The sequence below is a fragment of the Enterobacter sp. I4 genome (genome assembly GCF_022669095.1).
GTDB lineage: Bacteria > Pseudomonadota > Gammaproteobacteria > Enterobacterales > Enterobacteriaceae > Enterobacter > Enterobacter pasteurii.
In genome coordinates this window covers 493721-515712 of the sequence record NZ_JALBUO010000001.1, presented here as the reverse complement: position 1 = coordinate 515712, position 21992 = coordinate 493721, and the positions used below count along the sequence as shown (strand labels likewise).

Below are 21992 nucleotides of genomic sequence, written 5' to 3'. Positions count from 1 at the left end.
TTTTTGATTTTAAAATTGCCTCATGTTATTGTCAACGAATCTCACCCTTTTTCCATTCCCACCTTTTTGAAATTAAAGGAAATTAAAATGCTGCCCGACAATCTTGTCCCGGCAAAGTACCACATTACGCCTGTGGAACAGCCTACGACGGAAGCAGATAAAGAGGCGAATTTCACTCAAGGAAAAAGAAAACTCTCCGACTATGAAGCCGACATATTAATTGGCGTTTCGCGTACCGGTAAATCCCGTAATATGGTGCTGGAAGAGCACGACCGCCATTTAAAAGACCGCTTATTTCGGGCCATCAAGATCGAAGCGTTTGTTCATCTGCTAAATGATTTGCAGGCCGAAGGGGAAATAGATGCCCAGGCTCTAAGTCAAATAATGGCCGAAAAAACCCAGCAAATAAACGAAGCCGGAAATGAAATTTGGCTTAATTTAATCACCCGAGAAAAAAACGGTCCCATTTTTTATAACCTGGGGGAAGAATAGCGTGAATAATGAGAGCGATAATAACGTTTATTTGACTTTAGATGATAAAAAAAGCGATGAATTTATCTTAAAGCAGAATCTCGACGCGCTAAAAAAGATAAAAAACGACGAGATGACGCGAATCACCCAGGATCTGATTTCGATCCCGGCCGCGCTGGTGCGCCTGAAATGGCACAATCGTCGGGAGATCTATCCCTTGCAGATCAAAGAGGAGATTTATGGCGCGGTGATGAACGCCCTTATCGAGCAGCGTCCTGAGCTTAAGGAGAAGCTCCTCGGCCGGCTGGAGGCGAACTATCAATACCTGCTGGCCCGCGAGACCGCTACCCTGCGCCTGACCCGCAGGCTTTCAGAAGGCCGTTACCGCACATCAAACGTCACCTGCGTGGCGCTCAATGAAGAGGCACCGGCGGTATCCCCGGACGCTCACGCTTAACCGCAAAAAAAAGCTGGCTTTCGCCAGCTCTTCGTTTTATTTCGCGGCCGCTTTCTCTTCGCCGACCAGACCAATCTTCAGGTACCCCGCCTGATGCAGCGTGTCCATAACCTTCATCATGGTTTCATAGTCGACGGTTTTATCCGCGCGGAAGAAGACGGTGGTGTCTTTCTTGCCGCCGGTCAGCTGGTCCAGCGCCGGAATAACGGAGGCATCCGTCACCGGATCGTTGCCGAGGAACATGGATTTATCCGCCTTCACCGACAGGTAGATAGGCTTTTCCGGACGCGGCTGCGGCTGGCTGGAGGACGCGGGCAGATTCACCTTCACGTCCACCGTCGCCAGCGGCGCGGCAACCATAAAGATAATCAGCAGAACCAGCATAACGTCGATGAACGGCGTCACGTTGATTTCATGCATTTCGCCGTTATCGTCCAGATTTTCATTAAGACGCATTGCCATACAATCAACCTACGCGCAGTTTGGACGCCGCATGCACCGGCTTAACGGCGCTGGCGTTCAGGTCCAGATCGCGGCTTTGCAGCAGCAGAACCTGCGCGGCAACGTCGCCCAGGGTGGCTTTGTAACTGCCAATCATGCGGGCAAAGATGTTATAGATAACGACCGCCGGGATAGCGGCGACCAGGCCGATAGCCGTTGCCAGCAGCGCTTCTGCGATACCCGGCGCAACCACCGCCAGGTTAGTGGTCTGCGTCTGGGCGATGCCGATAAAGCTGTTCATGATGCCCCAGACGGTACCGAACAGGCCGACGAACGGGGAGATAGCGCCGATAGTCGCCAGATAGCCGTTACCGCGGCCCATATGACGGCCAACGGCAGCAACGCGACGTTCCAGACGGAAGCCGGTACGCTCTTTAATGCCTTCGTTATCTTCACTGCCTGCGGAGAGTTCCAACTCGTTCTGAGCTTCGTTCACTAACAGGGTGGTCAGGCTTTTCGCATGGAAGGACGAGGTTATATCAGAAGCCTGATCCAGAGAGCGGGCTTCTGCCAGCTGCTTCTGCTCACGCTTGAGGCGGCGCTTTTGTGAAAGAAGTTCGGCGCTCTTGCTGAAGAAGATAGCCCAGGTGATCACGGACGCCAGAATCAGGCCGATCATCACAATCTTAACTACGATGTCAGCATGTTGATACATGCCCCAAACGGAGAGATCCGTCTGCATCAAATTATTACCCACTCTGTATCTCCAGGACGCAAATCACAAAATCTGAACGTAATAATATCAAAACGTCGTCGAATTGATAGTAGTTCTCATTAGTATTTACATAGTGCCGTAATTTTCGCTCACTTTCCTTGCGCTTACGCAGTAAAAATTTTTTATGCGTATTTTTAATAATATTTTCTGCTTATTCGATAAGCATGCGGATGCACATTTTTGCAATCGTGGTAGTCTGGACGTCCAGACGTATAAAAATAGGGTTGGCGAACATGACTAAGAAGCAGCTTGAGACCACGCTGGTGCAGGCAGGACGCAGCAAAAAATACACCCAGGGCTCGGTCAACAGCGTGATACAGCGCGCCTCGTCGCTGGTGTTTGATACCGTTGAGGATAAAAAAATCGCCACGCGCAATCGCGCGAAGGGCGGGCTGTTTTACGGTCGTCGCGGCACGCTAACCCACTTCTCGCTGCAGGAGGCCATGTGCGAACTGGAGGGCGGCGCGGGCTGCGCGCTGTTCCCGTGCGGCGCGGCGGCGGTTGCCAATACCATCCTGGCGTTTGTGGAACAGGGCGACCATGTCCTGATGACCAATACCGCCTACGAGCCAAGCCAGGACTTCTGCACCAAAATCCTCAGCAAGCTCGGCGTCACCACCAGCTGGTTCGATCCGCTGATTGGGGCCGGCATTGCCGACCATATTCAGCCCAACACGCGCGTGGTGTTTCTGGAATCTCCCGGCTCCATCACCATGGAAGTCCATGACGTCCCGGCCATCGTGAAGGCGGTGCGCAGTAAAGCACCGGAAGCGATCGTGATGATCGACAACACCTGGGCGGCGGGCGTGCTGTTTAAAGCGCTGGAGTTTGACGTTGATATCTCCATTCAGGCGGCCACCAAATACCTGATTGGTCACTCCGACGCCATGATTGGCACGGCGGTTTCCAACGCCCGCTGCTGGGACCAGCTGCGTGAAAATGCCTACCTGATGGGGCAGATGGTGGACGCCGATACCGCCTACATGACCAGCCGCGGTATCCGCACGCTCGGCGTGCGCCTGCGCCAGCATCATGAGAGCAGCCTGCAAATCGCGCAGTGGCTGGCCCTGCACCCGCAGGTGGAGCGCGTTAACCATCCGGCGCTGGCAGGCAGCAAAGGACACGAATACTGGCAACGTGACTTTACGGGCAGCAGCGGGCTGTTCTCTTTCGTTCTTAAAAAGCGGCTCAATGACGCCGAGCTGGCACGCTATCTGGATAACTTTACCCTCTTCAGCATGGCCTATTCATGGGGTGGATTCGAATCCCTGATCCTGCCTAACCAGCCGGAACAGATTGCGGCACTGCGCCCGGGCGGCGAAGTGGACTTCGAAGGAACCCTGATCCGCCTGCATATCGGGCTGGAAAATGTGGACGATTTAATTGCGGATTTATCGGCAGGATTTGAGCGCATCGTGTAAAGTGCTGGCTGAAATGTACGCCCCGGACGCCATTCTGAACACCGCAAGCGGAAAAGTCTGTATGAGATGCGCCTGCGATCAACCCCGACAGGCCAATTTGGGAGTACAATAGCGTTATATCTGCTGTTCCACAGGAAAGTCCATGGCTGTTATTCAAAATATCATCACGGCGCTCTGGCAACACGATTTTGCCGCGCTGGCGGACCCGCACGTCGTCGGGATTGTCTATTTCGTGATGTTCGCGACGCTGTTTCTGGAGAATGGACTACTGCCAGCCTCATTTTTACCCGGCGACAGCCTGCTTCTGCTCGCTGGGGCGTTGATCGGCAAGGGGGTGATGGACTTCGCCCCGACAATGGTGATCCTCACCTCGGCGGCCAGCCTCGGCTGCTGGCTGAGCTACCTTCAGGGGCGCTGGCTTGGAAACACCCGCGTGGTGAAAGGCTGGCTGGCACAGCTGCCGCATAAATATCACCAGCGCGCCACCTGCATGTTTGACCGCCACGGCCTGCTGGCGCTGCTCGCCGGGCGTTTTCTGGCGTTTGTTCGCACCCTGTTGCCTACGATGGCGGGCATATCGGGCCTGTCCAACCGCCGCTTCCAGTTCTTCAACTGGCTGAGCGCCCTGCTCTGGGTGGGCGTGGTAACCACGCTCGGCTACGCGCTGAACATGATCCCGTTTGTTAAGCGCCATGAAGACCAGGTGATGACGTTCCTGATGGTGCTGCCGATCTTCCTGCTGGTTGCGGGCCTGGTCGGCACAATCGCGGTGGTGATTAAGAAGAAGTATTGCAGCGCCTGATTCCCCATCCTGATTCTCTCCCCGTGGGGAGAGAATCAAAAGCCTAAGCGCCCTGCATCGTTCTGATGCGCGACGCATCCTCCCCCGGCGTAACGCCGAAGTAGCGCTTAAATTCCCGACTGAACTGCGAGGCGCTTTCATACCCAACCCGCATCGCCGCCGCGCTGGCCTTCATGCCGTCGTGGATCATCAGCATGCGCGCCTTATGCAGACGGTAGGTTTTGAGATACTGCAACGGCGACGTGCTGGTAACGGATTTAAAGTTATGGTGAAACGCCGAGACGCTCATGTTGGCTTCCGCCGCCAGCTGGTCAACGCTGAGGTTTTCCGTGTACTGGCTCTCGATGCGCTTCAGCACGCGGCTAATCAGGCTAAAGTGCGTCTGGCGGCTTACCAGCGCCAGCAGCGCCCCGCCGCCCGGCCCGAGCAGCACGTGGTAAAGAATTTCGCGGATAATCTGCTTCCCGAGAATACGCGCATCCAGCGGCCTGTCCATTACGTCCAGCAGACGCTCGATGGCACAGAGGATGTCATCCGACAGCGTTGCCGAGTTGATGCCGCTTGCCGCCATCGACGGCCGAAAAAGCTCATCTTCCCCGATATCCATCAGCAGCTCCTGCAGCTGGAGAATGTCGACGTTGACGCGGATGCCTGCCAGGGGCACCTCCTCCGTCGCGAAAGTTTCACATTCGAAGGGTAAAGGTACCGTAAGAAGCAGATATTCATTGGTGTCGTAACGGAACACGCGCTCGTTGATATAGCCAATCTTATGGCCTGAAAAGAGAAAAACGATGCCTGGCTGATACATCACCGGGGTGCGCGTCCCGGGCTGAGTGCCGTAGAGCAGCCGGATATCCGGCAGCAGTTCGGCTGCGTTATTTCCATTATCTATCAGTCTCTTAATCTGAGACGTTAGCTGACGGCAGATAGCATCACGGTCCATTTTTAATTACTCCGGGTACGGTTTCCGACGCTATTAGTGTGCGCATTTTCGTTCCGTTTCTCCAGCGCGCTGTAGAAATGGGCAAGACATCGGCAGGAATGTGCATTGAGAGGATAGCGCCTGCCCGCCACAATGTGCAGCATCAGGTTGCCTTCTGCGCCACCACGATTTTTCACCCACTAAAGGGAACGAGCAATGAACAACTTTAACCTTCACACCCCAACCCGCATTCTGTTTGGTAAAAACGCTATCGCTGAGCTGCGCGCGCAGATCCCGACGGATGCCCGCGTGCTGATCACCTACGGCGGCGGCAGCGTGAAAAAAACCGGCGTGCTGGATCAGGTTTACAGCGCCCTGGAGGGTCTGGACGTGCGCGAGTTCGGCGGTATCGAGCCAAACCCGTCTTACGAAACGCTGATGAACGCGGTGAAAATCGCCCGCGACGAGCAGATCACCTTCCTGCTGGCGGTGGGCGGCGGCTCCGTCCTGGACGGCACCAAATTTATCGCGGCGGCGGCGCATTACGCTGACGGCGTCGATCCGTGGCACATTCTGGAAACGGGCGGCAGCGACATTACCCGCGCAATCCCGATGGGTTCAGTGCTGACCCTGCCGGCCACCGGTTCAGAGTCCAACAAAGGCGCGGTGATCTCCCGTAAAACCACCGGCGACAAGCAGGCCTTTATGAACGAACACGTTCAGCCCGTGTTCGCCATCCTGGATCCGGTTTACACCTACACCCTGCCCGCGCGCCAGGTGGCGAACGGCGTGGTCGACGCTTTTGTGCATACCGTTGAGCAATACGTCACGTACCCGGTCAATGCCAAAATTCAGGATCGTTTCGCGGAAGGCATTTTGCTGACCCTGATTGAAGAAGGTCCGAAAGCGCTCAAAGAGCCTGAAAACTACGACGTGCGCGCCAACGTGATGTGGGCTGCCACGCAGGCGCTGAACGGCCTGATCGGTGCCGGCGTGCCGCAGGACTGGGCAACCCACATGCTCGGCCACGAGCTGACGGCGATGCATGGTCTGGATCACGCCCAGACGCTGGCGGTAGTTCTGCCTGCACTGTGGAACGAAAAACGTGACGCCAAACGCGCCAAGCTGCTGCAATACGCCGAGCGCGTATGGAACATCACTGAAGGTGATGACGATGCACGCATCGATGCCGCAATTGAAGCAACCCGTCACTTCTTTGAAAGCCTGGGCGTGCCAACCCGTCTCTCAGACTACGGCCTGGACGGTAGCTCCATCCCTGCCCTGCTGGCGAAGCTGGAAGCCCACGGCATGACCCAGATCGGCGAGCACGGCGATATCACCCTTGACGTTAGCCGTCGCATTTACGAAGCGGCACGCTAGGCGTTTTTAGGATCCTGACTTTCGTTTTTTGACATTTCGTCCAGACTTAATGCACACCACATCGTCGGAGGTTCCCTCCGGCGATGAGCACCTGAAGGAGGAAAAATGGCAAACCAAACCGTAATCAAGCTGCAGGATGGCAACGTGATGCCCCAGTTGGGGCTAGGTGTATGGAAAGCCGGTAACGACGAGGTCGTCTCCGCCATTCATAAAGCCCTGGAAGTCGGCTATCGGTCCATTGATACCGCTGCCGCCTACAAAAACGAGGACGGCGTAGGTGCGGCACTCGCCAGCGCCGGCGTTCCCCGCGAAGAGTTATTCATTACCACCAAACTGTGGAACGACGATCAAAAGCGCCCCCGCGAAGCCCTGCACGAAAGCCTGGAGAAGCTCCAGCTCGATTTCGTCGATCTTTATCTGATGCACTGGCCGGTTCCGGCTATCGACCATTACGTTGACGCCTGGAAAGGGATGATTGAGCTGCAAAAAGAGGGGCTGATAAAAAGCATCGGCGTCTGTAACTTCCAGGTTCATCACCTCCAGCGCCTGATAGATGAAACGGGCGTCGCACCGGTGATTAACCAGATTGAGCTGCACCCGCTGATGCAGCAGCGCCAGCTTCACTCCTGGAACGCCACGCACAAGATCCAGACCGAATCCTGGAGCCCGCTGGCGCAGGGCGGCGAAGGGGTGTTCGACCAGAAAATCATCCGCGAACTGGCGGATAAGTACGGCAAAACCCCGGCACAGATTGTTATTCGCTGGCATCTGGACAGCGGCCTGGTGGTGATCCCGAAATCAGTAACGCCGTCGCGCATCGCCGAGAACTTCGACGTCTGGGATTTCCGCCTGGATAAAGACGAGCTGGGAGAAATTGCGAAGCTGGATCAGGGTAAGCGTTTAGGGCCGGATCCGGATCAGTTTGGCGGGTAGGTTTTTCCCCTCACCCTGCCCTCCCCCACGGGGAGAGGGTGTTCAAGTTCCCTCTCGAGGGTTAGGGTGAGGGGGTCATCGTTATCCGATCTTACGTTTTCCCGCTTTTTTCGTCCCCGCCCCACCGTTCGAACGCTGATGCACAATCGGCGTGTGCTTGGTCAGCGCCGGGCGCGTATTGCGGTTCTGGCGGCGCGCTTCGCGCATCTCTTCAAGCGTAGGCGCCGGCACCAGGCAGTCGCGGCGTGAGCCAATCAGGTGCTTTTTGCCCATCTCCTCCAGCGCCTGGCGGATCAGCGGCCAGTTTTTCGGGTCGTGATAACGCAGCAGCGCTTTATGCAGACGGCGCTGCTTATCCCCTTTCGGCACCACCACGTCTTCGCTCTTGTAGCCGATCTTACTCAGCGGGTTCTTGCCGGTGTAATACATGGTCGTCGAGTTGGCGAGCGGTGACGGATAGAAGTTCTGCACCTGGTCCAGACGGAATCGACGCTGCTTCAGCCACAGCGCCAGGTTTACCATGTCCTCATCACGCGTGCCGGGGTGCGCGGAGATGAAGTAGGGGATCAGATACTGCTCTTTGCCCGCCTGTTTTGAGTAGGTGTCGAACAGCTGCTTAAAGCGATCGTAGCTGCCCATGCCCGGCTTCATCATTTTGGACAGCGGGCCTTCCTCGGTGTGCTCCGGGGCGATCTTCAGATAGCCGCCAACGTGGTGCGTGGCCAGCTCTTTGATGTAGCGCGGATCTTCCACGGCGATGTCGTAACGCACGCCCGATGCGATCAGGATCTTTTTGATGCCTTTGAGATCGCGCGCGCGACGGTAGAGGCTGATCGTCGGCTCGTGGTTGGTGTCCATATGCTCGCAAATGCTCGGATAGACGCAGGAGAGACGACGGCAGGTCTGCTCCGCGCGCGGCGACTTGCAGCGCAGCATATACATGTTCGCGGTTGGACCACCCAGGTCGGAGATCACGCCGGTAAAACCGGGCACCGTGTCGCGAATCGCTTCGATCTCGTTTACGATCGACTCTTCGGAGCGGCTCTGGATGATGCGGCCTTCGTGCTCGGTGATCGAGCAGAAGGAGCATCCGCCGAAGCAGCCGCGCATGATGTTAACCGAGAAGCGGATCATCTCGTACGCCGGAATGCGGCTGTTGCCGTAGGATGGATGCGGAACGCGCTTGTACGGCAGGGCAAAGACGCTGTCCATCTCTTCGGTAGAGAGCGGGATCGCCGGCGGGTTAACCCAGATATAGCGCTCGCCGTGCTTTTGCATCAGCGCGCGCGCGCAGCCCGGGTTGGTTTCGTGATGCAAAATGCGCGACGCGTGGGCGTAGAGCACCTTATCGCTTTTCACTTTCTCGTAAGACGGCAGCAGCACGTAGGTTTTTTCCCACGGCTTCGGACGCGGCGGCTGCACCACCACGGCCTTCGCTTCGGCTTTCTTTGGCTCAACCGGTTTGTTATCCGCACACGGCAGATCGTCACCGTACGGATGCGGGATCGGGTCAATTTTGCCCGGCATATCGATGATGCGGGAGTCCACCCCGCTCCAGCCCGGCAGGGCCTCTTTCACCATGATCGCGGTGTTACGCACGTCGCGGATCTCGCTGACGGGCTCACCCTGGGCCAGACGGTGCGCCACCTCCACCAGCGGACGCTCGCCGTTGCCGAAGATCAGCATGTCGGCTTTCGAATCCACCAGCACCGAACGACGCACGGTATCGGACCAGTAGTCGTAGTGCGCGGTACGGCGCAGGCTCGCCTCAATGCCGCCCAGGATCACCGGCACGTCTTTCCATGCTTCTTTGCATCGCTGGGTGTAGACGAGGGTCGCGCGATCGGGACGTTTACCGGCCACGTTATCTGCGGTATAGGCATCGTCATGGCGCAGCTTACGGTCGGCGGTGTAGCGGTTGATCATGGAGTCCATGTTGCCTGCGGTCACGCCGAAGAACAGGTTCGGCTTGCCCAGACGCATAAAGTCGTCTTTGCTGTTCCAGTCAGGCTGGGAGATGATCCCCACGCGGAAGCCCTGGGCCTCAAGCATACGGCCGCAGATCGCCATGCCAAAGCTCGGGTGATCGACGTACGCATCGCCCGTCACCAGAATAATATCGCAGCTGTCCCAGCCCAGCTGGTCCATCTCTTCACGGGACATCGGCAGGAAAGGCGCCGGTCCAAAGCAGGCTGCCCAGTACTGGGGCCAGGAGAAGAGGTCGCGATCCGGCTGGATCAGGGAAATTGCGCTCATAATGCTTCCGAAGAAAAAATAGACAAAAGGAGCGGGATTATACGCTGGATCGTTGGGGGAATTGAAGGGGTATTGTGCGGGCTGTTGCCCCCTCACCCTAACCCTCTCCCCAAAGGGGAGAGGGGATGCCCGGAGCGGTCTTTCACCCTCGCCCCTATGGGGAGAGGGCCGGGGTGAGGGGTAAAATTTACGGCGCCGGATTAACCAGCATCTGCCCTACCGATCCCCTGTCCATCATTTCCAGCGTCTGGCTGTGGAACAGGAACGGGAAGTGCGGCCATGACGGCTGACCGTAGTAAACAAGCAGCTCAACCTGCCCATCCACCCAGACGGTGTCTTTCCAGCCCCTGTCTTCCGGGAACGGCATGGCGCCGTTCACGTTGCGGATCAGGAATGCCACACCTTCAATATGGAACGACTGGGGCATGTCCGAGCGGACGGTCCAGCGCTCCCAGGTTCCCTGCTGAGCGGTAATATCAATGCGGTTAACGTCCCACAGCGCGCCGTTGATGCCCGGATCGTCGCCCAGGCTGATATCGCGGCTGCGCACCGCCGGTCCGGTTACGATCTCCTGCGGCAGCAGGCGCATCGGCAGGCTGTCGGTGACCAGCGGCAACAGGCCGGTCGGCCGCAGCGTCAGCACCAGCGTCGAGACCAGAATGCTCGACGGCTCAAAGAAGCCGCGAATACGGTCGACAATGCTTGCCGCTTCACCGCAGGTTACGGAGACTTCATCCCCGTTGGTCATATCCACCAGGATTTCGCGACGCTCGCCCGGGGCCAGCGACAGCTGTTTAACCGACACCGGCGCAGGCAGCAGCCCCTGATCGCCCGAAATAACGTGCAGGGCACGGCCGTCGCTCATCTGGAGCTGATAGCGGCGCGAGTTGGAGGCATTCAGCAGACGCAGACGCACCCAGCCGCGCGACACTTCGACATACGGGCTTTGCGCGCCGTTAACCAGCAGCGTATCGCCCACAAAGCCGCCGCTGCCCGGCTCGCTGTACTCCGGGGTACCAAAGTTATCCAGGCGCTTGTCCTGAATAATCACCGGGAAATCATCGACGCCGTAGTGATTCGGGATCGGCAGCGTTTTGCTGACCTCATCTTCAATCAGCCACATCCCGGCCAGGCCGTTATACACCTGCTGGGCGGTACGGTTCGGCGTATTGGCGTGATACCACAGGGTCGCGGCGCTCTGACGGATAGGCAGAACAGGCGCCCAGTCAGCATTCGGCGACATCATGCGCGCCGCGCCGCCAATCAGCGGCCCCGGCACCTGTAGCCCGCTGACGGTCATGGCAACATTTTCAGTCGTACGGTTGCTGTAAATCAGCTTAACGTCATCGCCAGTCCACACGCGAATGGTCGGTCCAAGGTAGCGCCCGTTAATGCCCCATACCGGCGCGCGCGTTCCCTGGGTAAAGGACCAGTGGCTACGCTGAAGCGTGAGGAACAGCGGCTGTCCGCGACGGGATTCAATCAACGGCGGAATGGGCAGCGGCTGCTGCTGCCCGGCGGCGCTGGCTGTCCGCGGCATCGCACCCGCACAAAGGGCGATACCCGAAGCCTGAATAAACTGACGCCGACTGAGTGACATATAAGCTCCATCTGAAACGACTAACAACGCGGGAATTCGTTTTCCCTTCTACAACGCCGGGTTAAATCTTACCGGCGGCTTCTCGCTCTGCAACTTCTTTGTCGAGCTGCGCAATATGCTGAGCCATCAGCTCGCGGCAGTGCGTGGCCAGCTCGCGCACCTGGTCTTTACCGTATTTGGTGGTATCCACCGGCGGCAGCATTTCGACAATCACCAGTCCGTTCTTCAGGCGGTTAAGATTAATCTTATTCGATGTATTGGAAACGCACACGGGAATAATTGGAACGCCCGCCGCAATTGCCGCATGAAACGCACCGGTCTTGAACGGCAGCAGGCCGCGCCCGCGGCTGCGCGTCCCTTCCGGGAACATCCAGATTGAGATCCGACGCTTTTTAAACTGATCCACGACTTCCGCAATAGTGCCATGCGCTTTTGCGCGGTTATTACGGTCGATCAGCAGGTTACCGGTTAACCAGTACAGCTGGCCAAAAAACGGGATCCACAGCAGGCTCTTTTTCCCGACGGTCACGGTCGGCGGGAGAACAATATTTGAGGCCGTCACCATATCGTAGTTGTTCTGATGGTTAGCGATATAGATGGCGTTACCGAAATTTTCCGCCCCTTCAGGCAGACGCTTTTCAACCTTCAGGCCAAACAGCGGGGCCAGGCGACCAAACATGTGGCCAAACGTCGCGACATGCTTTGGATTACGCGGGCTGAACAGGCAGTAAATAGATCCGAAAATGCAGACCAGAATGCAGTAGATAACGGTAAGAATGAGACGAACAATGTATAGCATAGCGACCTCTGAAGCCCTGACAGCTGACAATTATACTTCACCTGTGGCCAGGTAAGGACTTTATTACGAGCGCGTATTGTTAATCGCAACGCACGAATTAACAACGTTTTTACGGGAAATTTTATGGAAATGCCCCCTCCGGAACAGAGGGGGAGAAAACAGGTTACTCTTCGCTGTCACCCGCCGTGCTGCGCGCCGGTGAGTCGATCTCCACGCGGTCGATTCGCTGCAGGCCGCGCATCAGCGAGCCGCGTCGTCCGCGCTCGCCAACCACCTTCTGCAGCTCTTCCGGACGCAGTTTGATCTTACGCTTGCCGACATGAATGGTCAGCGTGCTCTGCGGCGGCAGCAGGAAGAGATGCGCCAGGCCATCTTCGCCTTTTGCCGCTTCCGCTGAAGGGATGCTGATTATCTTGTTGCCCTTCCCTTTCGACAGCTCCGGCAGATCGCTGACCGGGAACATCAGCATACGTCCGGCTGCGGTGATCGCCAGCAGCATGTCGCTTTCGTCCTCGATGATCAGCGGCGGCATAACGTGCGCGTTATCCGGCAGGCTGATCAGCGCTTTACCGGCCCGGTTGCGCGACACCAGATCGTTAAAGGTACAGATAAAGCCATAGCCCGCGTCAGAAGCCATCAACAGTTTTTGCTCGTCGGCCTCCATCAGCATATGGTCAACGGTGGCGCCCGGCGGCAGCGTCAGCTTGCCGGTCAGCGGTTCGCCCTGGCCGCGCGCGGACGGCAGCGTGATCGGATCGATGGCGTAGCTGCGGCCCGTGGAGTCGATAAACGCCACCGGCTGGTTGCTCTTGCCCTTCACCGCCGCCTTGAAGCTGTCGCCGGATTTATAGCTCAGGCCCGGCGCGTCGATATCGTGGCCCTTGGCGCTACGCACCCAGCCGCTCTGGGAAAGAACAATGGTCACCGGCTCGGACGGCAGCATGTCGTGCTCGTTCATCGCCTTCGCCTCTTCGCGCTCGTGCAGCGGAGAGCGACGGTCGTCGCCAAAGGCGTCGGCATCGGCCTGCAGCTCTTTCTTCAGCAGGGTGTTCATCTTGCGCTCGGACGCGAGGATCGCCTGCAGCTGATCGCGCTCTTTTTCCAGCTCGTTCTGCTCGCCGCGGATCTTCATCTCTTCCAGCTTAGCGAGATGGCGCAGCTTCAGTTCGAGGATCGCTTCGGCCTGGGTTTCGCTGATACCAAAGCGCGACATCAGCGCGGGCTTCGGCTCGTCCTCGGTACGGATGATTTCGATCACTTCATCGATATTGAGGAACGCCACCAGCAAACCTTCGAGGATATGCAGGCGCTTCAGCACCTTCTCCAGACGATGGTTCAGACGACGGCGCACCGTATCGCGGCGGAAGGCCAGCCATTCGGTGAGGATCTCCAGCAGGTTTTTCACCGCCGGACGACCGTCCAGACCAATCATATTCAGGTTGATGCGGTAGCTTTTTTCCAGATCGGTGGTGGCGAACAGGTGGTTCATCACCTGCTCCATGTCCACGCGGTTGGAGCGCGGCACAATCACCAGACGGGTCGGGTTCTCGTGGTCCGATTCGTCGCGCAGGTCGTCCACCATCGGCAGCTTTTTATTGCGCATCTGGGAGGCAATCTGCTCCAGCACCTTCGCACCGGAGACCTGGTGCGGCAGCGCGGTGATCACCACGGCGCCGTCCTCTTTGGTCCACACCGCGCGCATGCGCACGGAGCCGCGACCGTTCTGGTAGATTTTGCGGATTTCAGCGCGCGAGGTGATGATCTCGGCTTCGGTCGGGTAGTCCGGCCCCTGCACGATATCCAGCAGCTCGTCCAGCGAGGTTTTCGGCTGTTCAATCAGGGTGATGGCGGCTTTCGCCACTTCACGCAGGTTGTGCGGCGGGATGTCCGTCGCCATGCCGACGGCAATACCGGTCGTCCCGTTCAGCAGGATGTTCGGCAGACGCGCAGGCAGCATTTTCGGCTCCTGCAGGGTGCCGTCAAAGTTAGGTACCCAGTCGACCGTGCCCTGCCCCAGCTCGCCCAGCAGCACTTCGGCATATTTAGACAGACGGGATTCGGTATAACGCATCGCCGCGAAGGATTTCGGATCGTCCGGTGCCCCCCAGTTCCCCTGACCGTCCACCAGCGGATAACGGTAAGAGAACGGCTGCGCCATCAGCACCATCGCTTCGTAGCAGGCGCTGTCGCCGTGCGGATGGTATTTACCCAGCACGTCACCGACGGTACGGGCAGACTTCTTAAACTTGGCGGTGGCGTTCAGCCCCAGCTCGGACATCGCATAGACGATGCGGCGCTGAACGGGCTTCAGGCCATCCCCGATAAACGGCAACGCCCTGTCCATGATGACGTACATGGAGTAGTTCAGGTAAGCGTTTTCCGTGAATTCATGTAGCGCGAGGCGCTCTGCCATATCGCTCATTACGTGTGATTCCTCAACTCAGAAACCGATGGGTTTCAGGCAATATTGCCGCAGATACTACCTCATCTGGCGAGTTGAGTCACAAAGAAAAAGGGCCGCATCGGCGGCCCTTTATGGGTTATTTGTTCAGCTTGATAACCTGCTTCACGTCGATTTCAAACTCGTTCCAGTCTTTGTCGATTTTACCCTGGAGTTCAACCTTATCCTGTGGCGTTACGGTCACGCCGTTCCAGTTCTTGTGGTCAATCTCAACCACCACCGTACCGCTTTCATCGCGGAAGGTGTAACGGTCATCGGACAGGCGCTCGGTAATGTTACCGCGCAGCTTCACCCAGCTGTCGTCCTTCATATCCTTAACTTTAGCCGCGGTAGTAAGGTTGGCGTTGTTATCGACAAAGCCACCCTGCTGGGTTTGCGTCTGGTTCTGTGTCGCAGATGGGCCACTAAAGCCACCCTGTGCAGCAAATACAGGGGCAGTGGTCATCATCATGATAGCGGCAAGTGCAGCGTATTTTTTCATATTAATATCTCCCTTTAATGTCGTTTCACAATCCATTAAACAGGGTAAACCTTAACAACTTCTTAAGGGAAAAATTTATTTATTTTTACTGTACAGCGCGTGCCTGCGGAGGGTTTACTGACGGCATCAGGGAGGGAATATGCGCATTTTACTGGTAGAAGACGACAGGCTAATTGGCGACGGCATTAAAGCAGGCTTAAGCAAAATGGGCTTTAGCGTGGACTGGTTCAGCGACGGTAAAACCGGACAAGCAGCCCTGTATAGCGCGCCGTATGATGCGGTGGTGCTGGATCTGACGCTGCCGGAAATCGACGGGCTTGCCGTCCTGCGCGCCTGGCGCGAAAGCGGGCGCAGCGAACCGGTCCTGATCCTGACGGCGCGGGACGCGCTGAACCAGCGGGTCGAAGGTTTACGCCTGGGGGCGGACGATTACCTGTGTAAGCCGTTCGCGCTGATTGAGGTGGCGGCCCGGCTCGAGGCGCTGGTTCGCCGCAGCCACGGCCAGACGCGCAGCGAGCTGCGTCACGGCAGGGTTACGCTCGATCCGACAAGCCTCGTCGCCAGGCTGGATGGCGAAACGCTGGTGCTTAAGCCGAAAGAGTTCGCCCTGCTGGAGCTGCTGATGCGCAACGCGGGCCGCGTGCTGCCGCGCAGGGCCATCGAAGAGAAGCTCTACAGCTGGGACGATGAGGTCTCCAGCAACGCCGTCGAAGTCCACGTACATCATTTACGCCGCAAGCTCGGCAGCGAGTTTATCCGCACCGTGCACGGCATCGGTTATACCCTGGGTGACGCATGAAACTGACCGAACGCCTGAGCCTGAAGCTGCGCCTGACGCTCCTCTTTTTGCTGCTTTCCCTGGCGGCATGGTTTGCTGCGAGCGTGGTGGCCTGGCATCAAACCGCTGAAAAGCTGGATAAGCTGTTTGATACCCAGCAGATGCTGTTTGCCAAACGGCTGCTGACGATGGATGTGGACGAGCTCCGCGCGCCGGAACGCATGCGCGAGGTGCCGAAAAAAGCCCGACACGGCCATCTCGACGACGATGCGCTGGCCTTTGCGATCTTCACCGCCGACGGCCACATGGTGCTTAACGACGGTGAGAACGGGCGCGACATTCCTTATCACTACCGCCGCGATGGATTTGATGACGGCCGGCTGCAGGATGATAACGACACGTGGCGTTTTCTGTGGCTCACCTCACCGGACGGAAAATACCGCGTGGTGGTCGGCCAGGAGTGGGAGTACCGGCAGGATATGGCGCTGGACGTGGTCAGCTCGCAGCTGACGCCATGGCTGGTGGCGCTGCCCGTCATGCTGCTGTTGCTGATTGTCCTGCTGAGCCGGGAGCTGAAGCCGCTGAAAAACCTGGCGCAAACCCTGCGCTCGCGTTCGCCGGATGCCACCGATACGCTGCCCACGCGCGGCGTGCCGACGGAGGTTCGCCCGCTGCTCGATGCGCTTAACCATCTGTTTGCCCGTACGCAGGAGATGATGGCCCGCGAGCGCCGCTTCACCTCGGATGCCGCCCACGAACTGCGCAGCCCGCTGGCCGCGCTGAAGGTGCAAACCGACGTGGCGCAGCTTTCTCTCGACGATCCCGAGGCGCAGTCGAAAGCGCTGGGGCAGCTGCATGCGGGCATCGACCGCGCCTCCCGGCTGGTGGATCAGCTTCTCACCCTGTCGCGCCTGGATTCGCTGGATAACCTGGATGACGCAGAGCCCGTTGTGATGGCTGATTTACTGCAATCCGCGGTGCTGGATATCTGGCATCCGGCGCAGCAGGCGGGTATTGATATTCGGCTTAACGTCAACGCGCCGGACGTTATGCGCCACGGGCAGCCGCTGCTGCTGAGCCTGCTGGTGCGCAACCTGCTGGACAACGCCGTGCGTTACAGCCCGCGCGGCAGCGTGGTGGACGTAACGCTGAATACCCAGGGCTTTACCGTGCGCGACAACGGGGCGGGAATTTCTCCTGATGCGCTGGCGCGCATCGGCGAACGTTTTTATCGCCCGCCGGGTCAGGACGCCACCGGTAGCGGGCTGGGGTTATCCATCGTTAAGCGCATCGCGGCGTTACACGGGATGCGCGTTTCGCTGGGCAATGCCCCGGAAGGCGGCTTTGAGGTGGCCGTCAGCTGGTAGGGATTATTGCGCTTATCGCAAAAGACTTTGCACATTTTGCTCATTTTTCCGCTCCGTCCTCGCGCGTAGAATACCCGGCATACTCTCAGCATCGAGGACAAATAATGAGCAACATTCTGATTATCAACGGCGCAAAAGAATTTGCGCACTCTAAAGGCCAGCTGAATGACACCCTGACCGAGGTCGCGGACGGTTTCCTGCGCGACGCCGGGCATGATGTTAAGGTCGTGCGCGCGGACAGCGACTACGACGTGAAGGCCGAAGTGCAGAACTTCCTGTGGGCCGACGTGGTGATCTGGCAGATGCCGGGCTGGTGGATGGGCGCACCGTGGACCGTGAAAAAATACATGGACGATGTGTTTACCGAAGGTCACGGTTCGCTGTATGCCAGCGATGGCCGCACCCGCTCCGACGCGTCTAAAAAATACGGCTCGGGCGGCCTGATTCAGGGCAAAAAATATATGCTCTCCCTCACCTGGAACGCCCCTCTGGAAGCGTTCACCCAGAACGATCAGTTCTTCGAAGGCGTGGGCGTAGACGGCGCGTACCTGCCGTTCCACAAGGCTAACCAGTTCCTGGGCATGGACCCGCTGCCGACCTTCATCGTCAACGACGTGATTAAAATGCCGGACGTCCCGCGCTATATCGCAGAATATCGCAAGCATCTCGCGGAAATTTTTGCTTAACTGGTAGCCTGGAATTAGAAGGAGTTAATTATGCTTACCGTTATTGCTGAAATCCGTACGCGTCCTGGCCAACATCACCGCCAGGCGGTGCTGGATCAATTCGCGAAGATTATCCCGACCGTTCTGAAGGAAGAAGGCTGCCACGGCTACGCGCCGATGGTGGATGCCGCGACTGACGCAAGCTTCCAGGCGACCGCGCCAGACTCAATCATCATGGTTGAGCAGTGGGAAACCGTCGCGCACCTTGAAGCCCATTTGCAGACCGCGCACATGAAAGCGTGGAGCGACGCGGTGAAGGGTGACGTGCTGGACACCCACATCCGTATTCTGGAGCAAGGGGTGTAAAACCTGCCTTCCCTCTCCTTTCGGAGAGGGAAATCTCTCTGACCTGCTATGCTTATTCTGACTTCATGATTAACAGGAGGATGGAATGGGACTTTTTAACTTCGTAAAAGAAGCAGGCGAAAAGCTGTGGGATAACCTGACCGATCATAAAGGCCAGAGCGATAAAATCACCGAGCACCTCAAGAAACTCAACATTCCCGGTTCAGATAAGGTTCAGGTTAACGTCACCGACGGCAAAGCCAGCGTGACGGGCGACGGGCTGACCCAGGAGCAGAAAGAAAAAATCCAGGTCGCCGTCGGCAACATCGCAGGCGTCAGCGAGGTGGAGAACAACATCACCGCCACGGATGCCAAAGATGAAGCTACCTACTACACGGTGAAATCCGGCGATACCCTGAGCGCCATCTCCAAAACCGTGTACGGCGATGCCAACCAGTACAACAAGATTTTCGAGGCTAACCGCCCGATGCTCTCCAGCCCGGATAAAATCTATCCCGGCCAGACGCTGCGTATTCCTAAGGCGTAACGTCTGAGGCTACGGGTTCACGTCGCGCAGGGGAACAGAATGAAAATAGCCTGTCTTGGCTGGGGTTCGTTAATCTGGAAAAGCGGCGCGTTACCGATTGCCGGTGAGTGGCACACCGACGGGCCGTCGCTGCCCGTCGAGTTTTGCCGCGTAGGCGATGGCGGCGAACTGGCGACCGCCATCTGCATGAATGCTCCCGCCGTACCGGTGCTTTGGGTATGGCTGGACGCCACAACGCTGAGCGTGGCCTCTGATGCCCTGCGCGAGCGGGAGGGCATTCCTGACGATCGCTGCGATGGTATCGGCTCGCTGCTGATAACCGAATGCAGCGCGGGTGTGCTGTCGTCATGGGCGAGGGAGCGAGGAATAGAGGCGCTCATCTGGACCGGCCTGCCGCCGAGAAGCGCCGCACAGGAAGGCCGCATTCCTGCCGTGGAAGAGGCTATCGCTTATCTCGACAGCCTCAGCGGACAGACGCGCAGCCATGCGAAGGACTACATGCGCCGCGTACCGGCACAGCTCGACACCCCCTACCGGCGCGTCATTAAAGAGGTCATGGGGTGGTGACGCCCCGGCCTGTTACCAGTACAGCTTCCAGCTCTGGGTGAAACGCACCAGCGCCTCAACGTAGAAGTAATCTCCCCAGCTTGCGCACTCATCCACGCCTTTGTTGCTCGCCAGATGATAGACCGAGTGCTTCAACAGCCCGTTGCCCTTCTCCTCTTTGCCCATCAGGTAGTGCTTCGTCAGCGATGACATAATGCCTTTGGCCCACTCCAGATAATGCTCCCGGTCCGGATCCGTAACCGGCAGGTGCTTTACCAGCTCCAGCAGTCCGCACACCGCAATCGCCGCCGAGGAGGCGTCGCGCAGCGCATCGGTGCCCACCAGCGCCAGATCCCAGTGGCAGACGTAATCTTCCGGCAGGCGGTTGAGGAAGTAGTTCGCCAGCCGTTTGGACAGGGCAATCATCGTCTCGTCGCCGGTATAGATATAGCTCAGCAGGAAGCCGTAAATTCCCCACGCCTGCCCGCGCGACCAGCAGGAATCGTCCGCATACCCCTGCTGGGTGTTGCCGTAGCGCGGCGCGCCGGTCGATACGTCCATATAGTACGTGTGGAACGTGGACGCATCGTCACGAATGAGGTACGTCGCCGCCTGCATCACGTGCGCTTTTGCCGCCGCGGCGAAGCGCGGATCGCCCGTCTGCTCCGTCGCCCAGTAGAGCAGCGGCAGGTTCATGTTGCAGTCGATGATCATCCTCCCGGCCTGTTCCGGATCCGAGAGATCGCCCCACGCCTGGATGATCTTCGCCTTCTCATGGAAGCGCTCCAGCAGCGCTTCGGCCGCCAGCAGCGAGAAGCCGCGCGCCTCGCGGCTACCGGTCAGCCGCCAGGCTGCCACGCAGGAGAGCGTGTACAGGAAGCCTAAATCGTGGGTGTTAGTGTCGTTGCGCCCGGCGATGCGCAGGCCAAACGAGCGGACGTGTTTTTCCGCCATCTCGCGGAATCTTGTATCGCCGCTCATCTCCCACGCCAGCCACAGCTGGCCGGTCCAGAAGCTGGTGGTCCACTCCACGTTGTCCGTCAGCGGATAAAAGCCTTGCTGGCAGGTTTCTGCCGGAAACCGCTCACCGAACGCCGTTAAATGACGGCTAATCAGTTCGAGGACATGGCCGCGCGCCGAATGCAGTTCATCGCGGAATGCGCGGGCGTCAACGGGCGCGGCGATAACGGACAGACGTTCCTCTTTGATACGACTTAACATATTTCGGTTCCTTCTTTGACGGCGTAATTATCGGGTTGACGTTTCTGCTACGTTCAGCGCGCGGGCTCCGCGCCACTTGCTCTGGCAGGCGGATAGCGTAAAGGCAGAAATAAGGGTAAAGGTCAGCGCCGTAGCGCCCATAATGATATAGGTGTGCTCAAAGCCAATGCGGTCGTACATATAGCCGGCCGGGGAAGAGACCACCACGTTACCGACGTACAGCATCGCCTGATAGCCGAGTAAATACATGGTCGCATTTACGCGCTTGTCGAAATGCTCGGCGATATATTTAAATACCGACACCAGCAGCAGGCATATTTCCAGGCCGTACAGCGGCTTGAGTACTGAAATCAGCAGGTGCGAATCACACATGCCGGAAATAATCAGGCGCGCTCCGACAACCAGCCCGACAATTAACAGCCCGCGCTTGGCGCCAATAAAGTTCACAAACAGCGGGACCACCATATACATGACAAATTCCATGCCCGACTGAACGGTACCGAGATAGCCAAATACCGCGTTGCCCTCATGAATATCGTCGAAGAAGGTGACGAAATAGCGCGAGAACTGCTGCTCGGCGATAAACATCATCCACGCCACGCCCGCCACGTACAGGCAGAAGGCCCAGAATTTACGGTTACGCAGCAGGGCATACACGTCCGCAGGAGCGATTTTCTCTTTCGTCAGCACGTCGCCCGCGTGAGCGGAGTTAGTGTTCACTTTCAGGCTCAGCAGGACAATCAGCATTACTACCGACGCCACGCTGCCCAGAATAAAGTTATACGCCGGTGAGAGGTTAAACAGCAGGCCGGAGAAGGACGAAGCTACCGCCCAGCCGAGCGACCCCCACATGCGAATTTGCCCGAACTCCATGCCGTTCAGGCGGCTGAAACGGTCGGAATAGGATTCACACGCCGCCACGCCCGCATACCAGGCAAAGCTTAAATAGAGCGCGCCGATAATAATCCCCAGCATGGTGTTAGACATTAACAGCGGCTGGTATACGTAAATAAAGAACGGCGCCATCAGGGCCGACATGATAACCACAAAATAGAGCAGGTATTTGCTCATGCCGATTTTATCGAGAATATAGCCGTAGATCGGTTTGAGAATAACGGAGAATATCCCGTTCACCGCAAAGACGGTTCCAATCACCGACCCGCTAAGATTGGCTTTTTGGCCGAGCCAGATCGCCAGCAGGCCAATACTGGCAGACCAGGTAAAGAAATAGAGAAAGATAAAGCTGCTTATTTTGTAATATTCAGTTCTGCTTGTTGTCGATGTACTTTTCATAACATCCTCGCCGACGTGTAGGGGTCAGATT

The 21992-nt window shown here is 57.7% G+C and carries 22 protein-coding genes; 12 read left to right on the top strand and 10 right to left on the bottom strand.

Features of this window, described 5'->3' with window-relative positions; all coding sequences use genetic code 11:
* Nucleotides 1-87: 87 nt before the first annotated feature.
* Together MOQ06_RS02435 and MOQ06_RS02430 are read left to right on the top strand one after the other, a co-directional pair.
* Nucleotides 88-492: a hypothetical protein gene (locus MOQ06_RS02435; RefSeq protein ID WP_148418478.1), complete on the top strand. Its 405-nt coding sequence runs from the start codon at nucleotides 88-90 to the stop codon at nucleotides 490-492.
* A gap of 1 nt (nucleotide 493) precedes the next feature.
* Nucleotides 494-928: a cytoplasmic protein gene (locus tag MOQ06_RS02430; protein ID WP_242170512.1), complete on the top strand. Its 435-nt coding sequence runs from the start codon at nucleotides 494-496 to the stop codon at nucleotides 926-928.
* Between the two features lie 36 nt (nucleotides 929-964).
* Here the strand turns inward: MOQ06_RS02430 and exbD are convergent, their stop codons facing one another.
* Both exbD and exbB read right to left on the bottom strand, forming a co-directional pair.
* Nucleotides 965-1390 carry a TonB system transport protein ExbD gene (gene exbD, locus MOQ06_RS02425; protein ID WP_001251472.1) on the bottom strand — a complete coding sequence of 142 codons (426 nt, stop codon included), beginning with the start codon at nucleotides 1388-1390 and terminating at the stop codon, nucleotides 965-967.
* 4 nt (nucleotides 1391-1394) lie between these two features.
* The gene (exbB, locus tag MOQ06_RS02420; RefSeq protein ID WP_003862482.1) at nucleotides 1395-2126 is read right to left on the bottom strand and encodes a tol-pal system-associated acyl-CoA thioesterase; all 732 of its coding nucleotides are present in this window, start codon (nucleotides 2124-2126) and stop codon (nucleotides 1395-1397) included.
* 251 nt (nucleotides 2127-2377) lie between these two features.
* Between exbB and metC the strand changes: the two genes are divergently transcribed.
* Together metC and yghB are read left to right on the top strand one after the other, a co-directional pair.
* Nucleotides 2378-3565 carry a cystathionine beta-lyase gene (metC, locus tag MOQ06_RS02415; RefSeq protein WP_176609487.1) on the top strand — a complete coding sequence of 396 codons (1188 nt, stop codon included), beginning with the start codon at nucleotides 2378-2380 and terminating at the stop codon, nucleotides 3563-3565.
* A 142-nt stretch (nucleotides 3566-3707) separates the two neighbouring features.
* On the top strand, nucleotides 3708-4367 hold the full coding sequence (yghB, locus tag MOQ06_RS02410) for a DedA family general envelope maintenance protein YghB (RefSeq protein WP_023323743.1): 660 nt from the start codon (nucleotides 3708-3710) through the stop codon (nucleotides 4365-4367).
* Nucleotides 4368-4410: 43 nt separating this feature from the next.
* Here the strand turns inward: yghB and MOQ06_RS02405 are convergent, their stop codons facing one another.
* Nucleotides 4411-5310: an AraC family transcriptional regulator gene (locus MOQ06_RS02405; RefSeq protein ID WP_242170509.1), complete on the bottom strand. Its 900-nt coding sequence runs from the start codon at nucleotides 5308-5310 to the stop codon at nucleotides 4411-4413.
* A 195-nt stretch (nucleotides 5311-5505) separates the two neighbouring features.
* Between MOQ06_RS02405 and yqhD the strand changes: the two genes are divergently transcribed.
* Both yqhD and dkgA read left to right on the top strand, forming a co-directional pair.
* On the top strand, nucleotides 5506-6669 hold the full coding sequence (gene yqhD / locus MOQ06_RS02400) for an alcohol dehydrogenase (RefSeq protein ID WP_148418473.1): 1164 nt from the start codon (nucleotides 5506-5508) through the stop codon (nucleotides 6667-6669).
* A 105-nt stretch (nucleotides 6670-6774) separates the two neighbouring features.
* On the top strand, nucleotides 6775-7602 hold the full coding sequence (gene dkgA, locus MOQ06_RS02395) for a 2,5-didehydrogluconate reductase DkgA (RefSeq protein ID WP_148418472.1): 828 nt from the start codon (nucleotides 6775-6777) through the stop codon (nucleotides 7600-7602).
* Between the two features lie 81 nt (nucleotides 7603-7683).
* On the opposite strand, the gene MOQ06_RS02390 is transcribed toward dkgA, so the two are convergent.
* The 5 genes from MOQ06_RS02390 to MOQ06_RS02370 all read right to left on the bottom strand — a co-directional run bounded on the left by MOQ06_RS02390 (nucleotide 7684) and on the right by MOQ06_RS02370 (nucleotide 15199).
* Nucleotides 7684-9858, bottom strand: a complete 2175-nt coding sequence (locus MOQ06_RS02390) for a YgiQ family radical SAM protein (protein ID WP_227009554.1) — start codon at nucleotides 9856-9858, stop codon at nucleotides 7684-7686.
* Between the two features lie 187 nt (nucleotides 9859-10045).
* The gene (gene ftsP / locus MOQ06_RS02385) at nucleotides 10046-11458 is read right to left on the bottom strand and encodes a cell division protein FtsP (RefSeq protein ID WP_148418470.1); all 1413 of its coding nucleotides are present in this window, start codon (nucleotides 11456-11458) and stop codon (nucleotides 10046-10048) included.
* A 61-nt stretch (nucleotides 11459-11519) separates the two neighbouring features.
* Nucleotides 11520-12257: a 1-acylglycerol-3-phosphate O-acyltransferase gene (plsC, locus tag MOQ06_RS02380; RefSeq protein ID WP_148418469.1), complete on the bottom strand. Its 738-nt coding sequence runs from the start codon at nucleotides 12255-12257 to the stop codon at nucleotides 11520-11522.
* 163 nt (nucleotides 12258-12420) lie between these two features.
* Nucleotides 12421-14679: a DNA topoisomerase IV subunit A gene (gene parC / locus MOQ06_RS02375; RefSeq protein WP_242170507.1), complete on the bottom strand. Its 2259-nt coding sequence runs from the start codon at nucleotides 14677-14679 to the stop codon at nucleotides 12421-12423.
* 118 nt (nucleotides 14680-14797) lie between these two features.
* On the bottom strand, nucleotides 14798-15199 hold the full coding sequence (locus MOQ06_RS02370) for a NirD/YgiW/YdeI family stress tolerance protein (protein ID WP_148418467.1): 402 nt from the start codon (nucleotides 15197-15199) through the stop codon (nucleotides 14798-14800).
* A gap of 139 nt (nucleotides 15200-15338) precedes the next feature.
* Between MOQ06_RS02370 and qseB the strand changes: the two genes are divergently transcribed.
* The 6 genes from qseB to MOQ06_RS02340 all read left to right on the top strand — a co-directional run bounded on the left by qseB (nucleotide 15339) and on the right by MOQ06_RS02340 (nucleotide 19468).
* Nucleotides 15339-15998, top strand: a complete 660-nt coding sequence (gene qseB / locus MOQ06_RS02365) for a quorum sensing response regulator transcription factor QseB (RefSeq protein WP_148418466.1) — start codon at nucleotides 15339-15341, stop codon at nucleotides 15996-15998.
* Entirely contained in the window at nucleotides 15995-17344 is a 1350-nt protein-coding gene (gene qseC / locus MOQ06_RS02360; RefSeq protein WP_193354984.1) for a quorum sensing histidine kinase QseC, read from the top strand. Before qseB ends, qseC begins: the two co-directional genes overlap by 4 nt.
* 104 nt (nucleotides 17345-17448) lie before the next feature.
* Nucleotides 17449-18030 (top strand): NAD(P)H-dependent oxidoreductase, encoded by a 582-nt coding sequence (locus MOQ06_RS02355; RefSeq protein WP_242170504.1) that lies wholly within the window; start codon nucleotides 17449-17451, stop codon nucleotides 18028-18030.
* Between the two features lie 30 nt (nucleotides 18031-18060).
* Nucleotides 18061-18375, top strand: a complete 315-nt coding sequence (locus MOQ06_RS02350) for a putative quinol monooxygenase (protein ID WP_014885248.1) — start codon at nucleotides 18061-18063, stop codon at nucleotides 18373-18375.
* 85 nt (nucleotides 18376-18460) lie between these two features.
* Nucleotides 18461-18901: a peptidoglycan-binding protein LysM gene (lysM, locus tag MOQ06_RS02345; protein ID WP_003862507.1), complete on the top strand. Its 441-nt coding sequence runs from the start codon at nucleotides 18461-18463 to the stop codon at nucleotides 18899-18901.
* 39 nt (nucleotides 18902-18940) lie between these two features.
* On the top strand, nucleotides 18941-19468 hold the full coding sequence (locus MOQ06_RS02340; protein ID WP_242170501.1) for a hypothetical protein: 528 nt from the start codon (nucleotides 18941-18943) through the stop codon (nucleotides 19466-19468).
* 12 nt (nucleotides 19469-19480) lie between these two features.
* Here the strand turns inward: MOQ06_RS02340 and MOQ06_RS02335 are convergent, their stop codons facing one another.
* Nucleotides 19481-20668 carry a glycoside hydrolase family 88 protein gene (locus MOQ06_RS02335; protein WP_242170500.1) on the bottom strand — a complete coding sequence of 396 codons (1188 nt, stop codon included), beginning with the start codon at nucleotides 20666-20668 and terminating at the stop codon, nucleotides 19481-19483.
* A 27-nt stretch (nucleotides 20669-20695) separates the two neighbouring features.
* Nucleotides 20696-21961, bottom strand: coding sequence for an oligosaccharide MFS transporter (locus MOQ06_RS02330; RefSeq protein WP_148418461.1), 1266 nt, complete (start codon nucleotides 21959-21961; stop codon nucleotides 20696-20698).
* Between the last annotated feature and the right edge of the window lie 31 nt (nucleotides 21962-21992).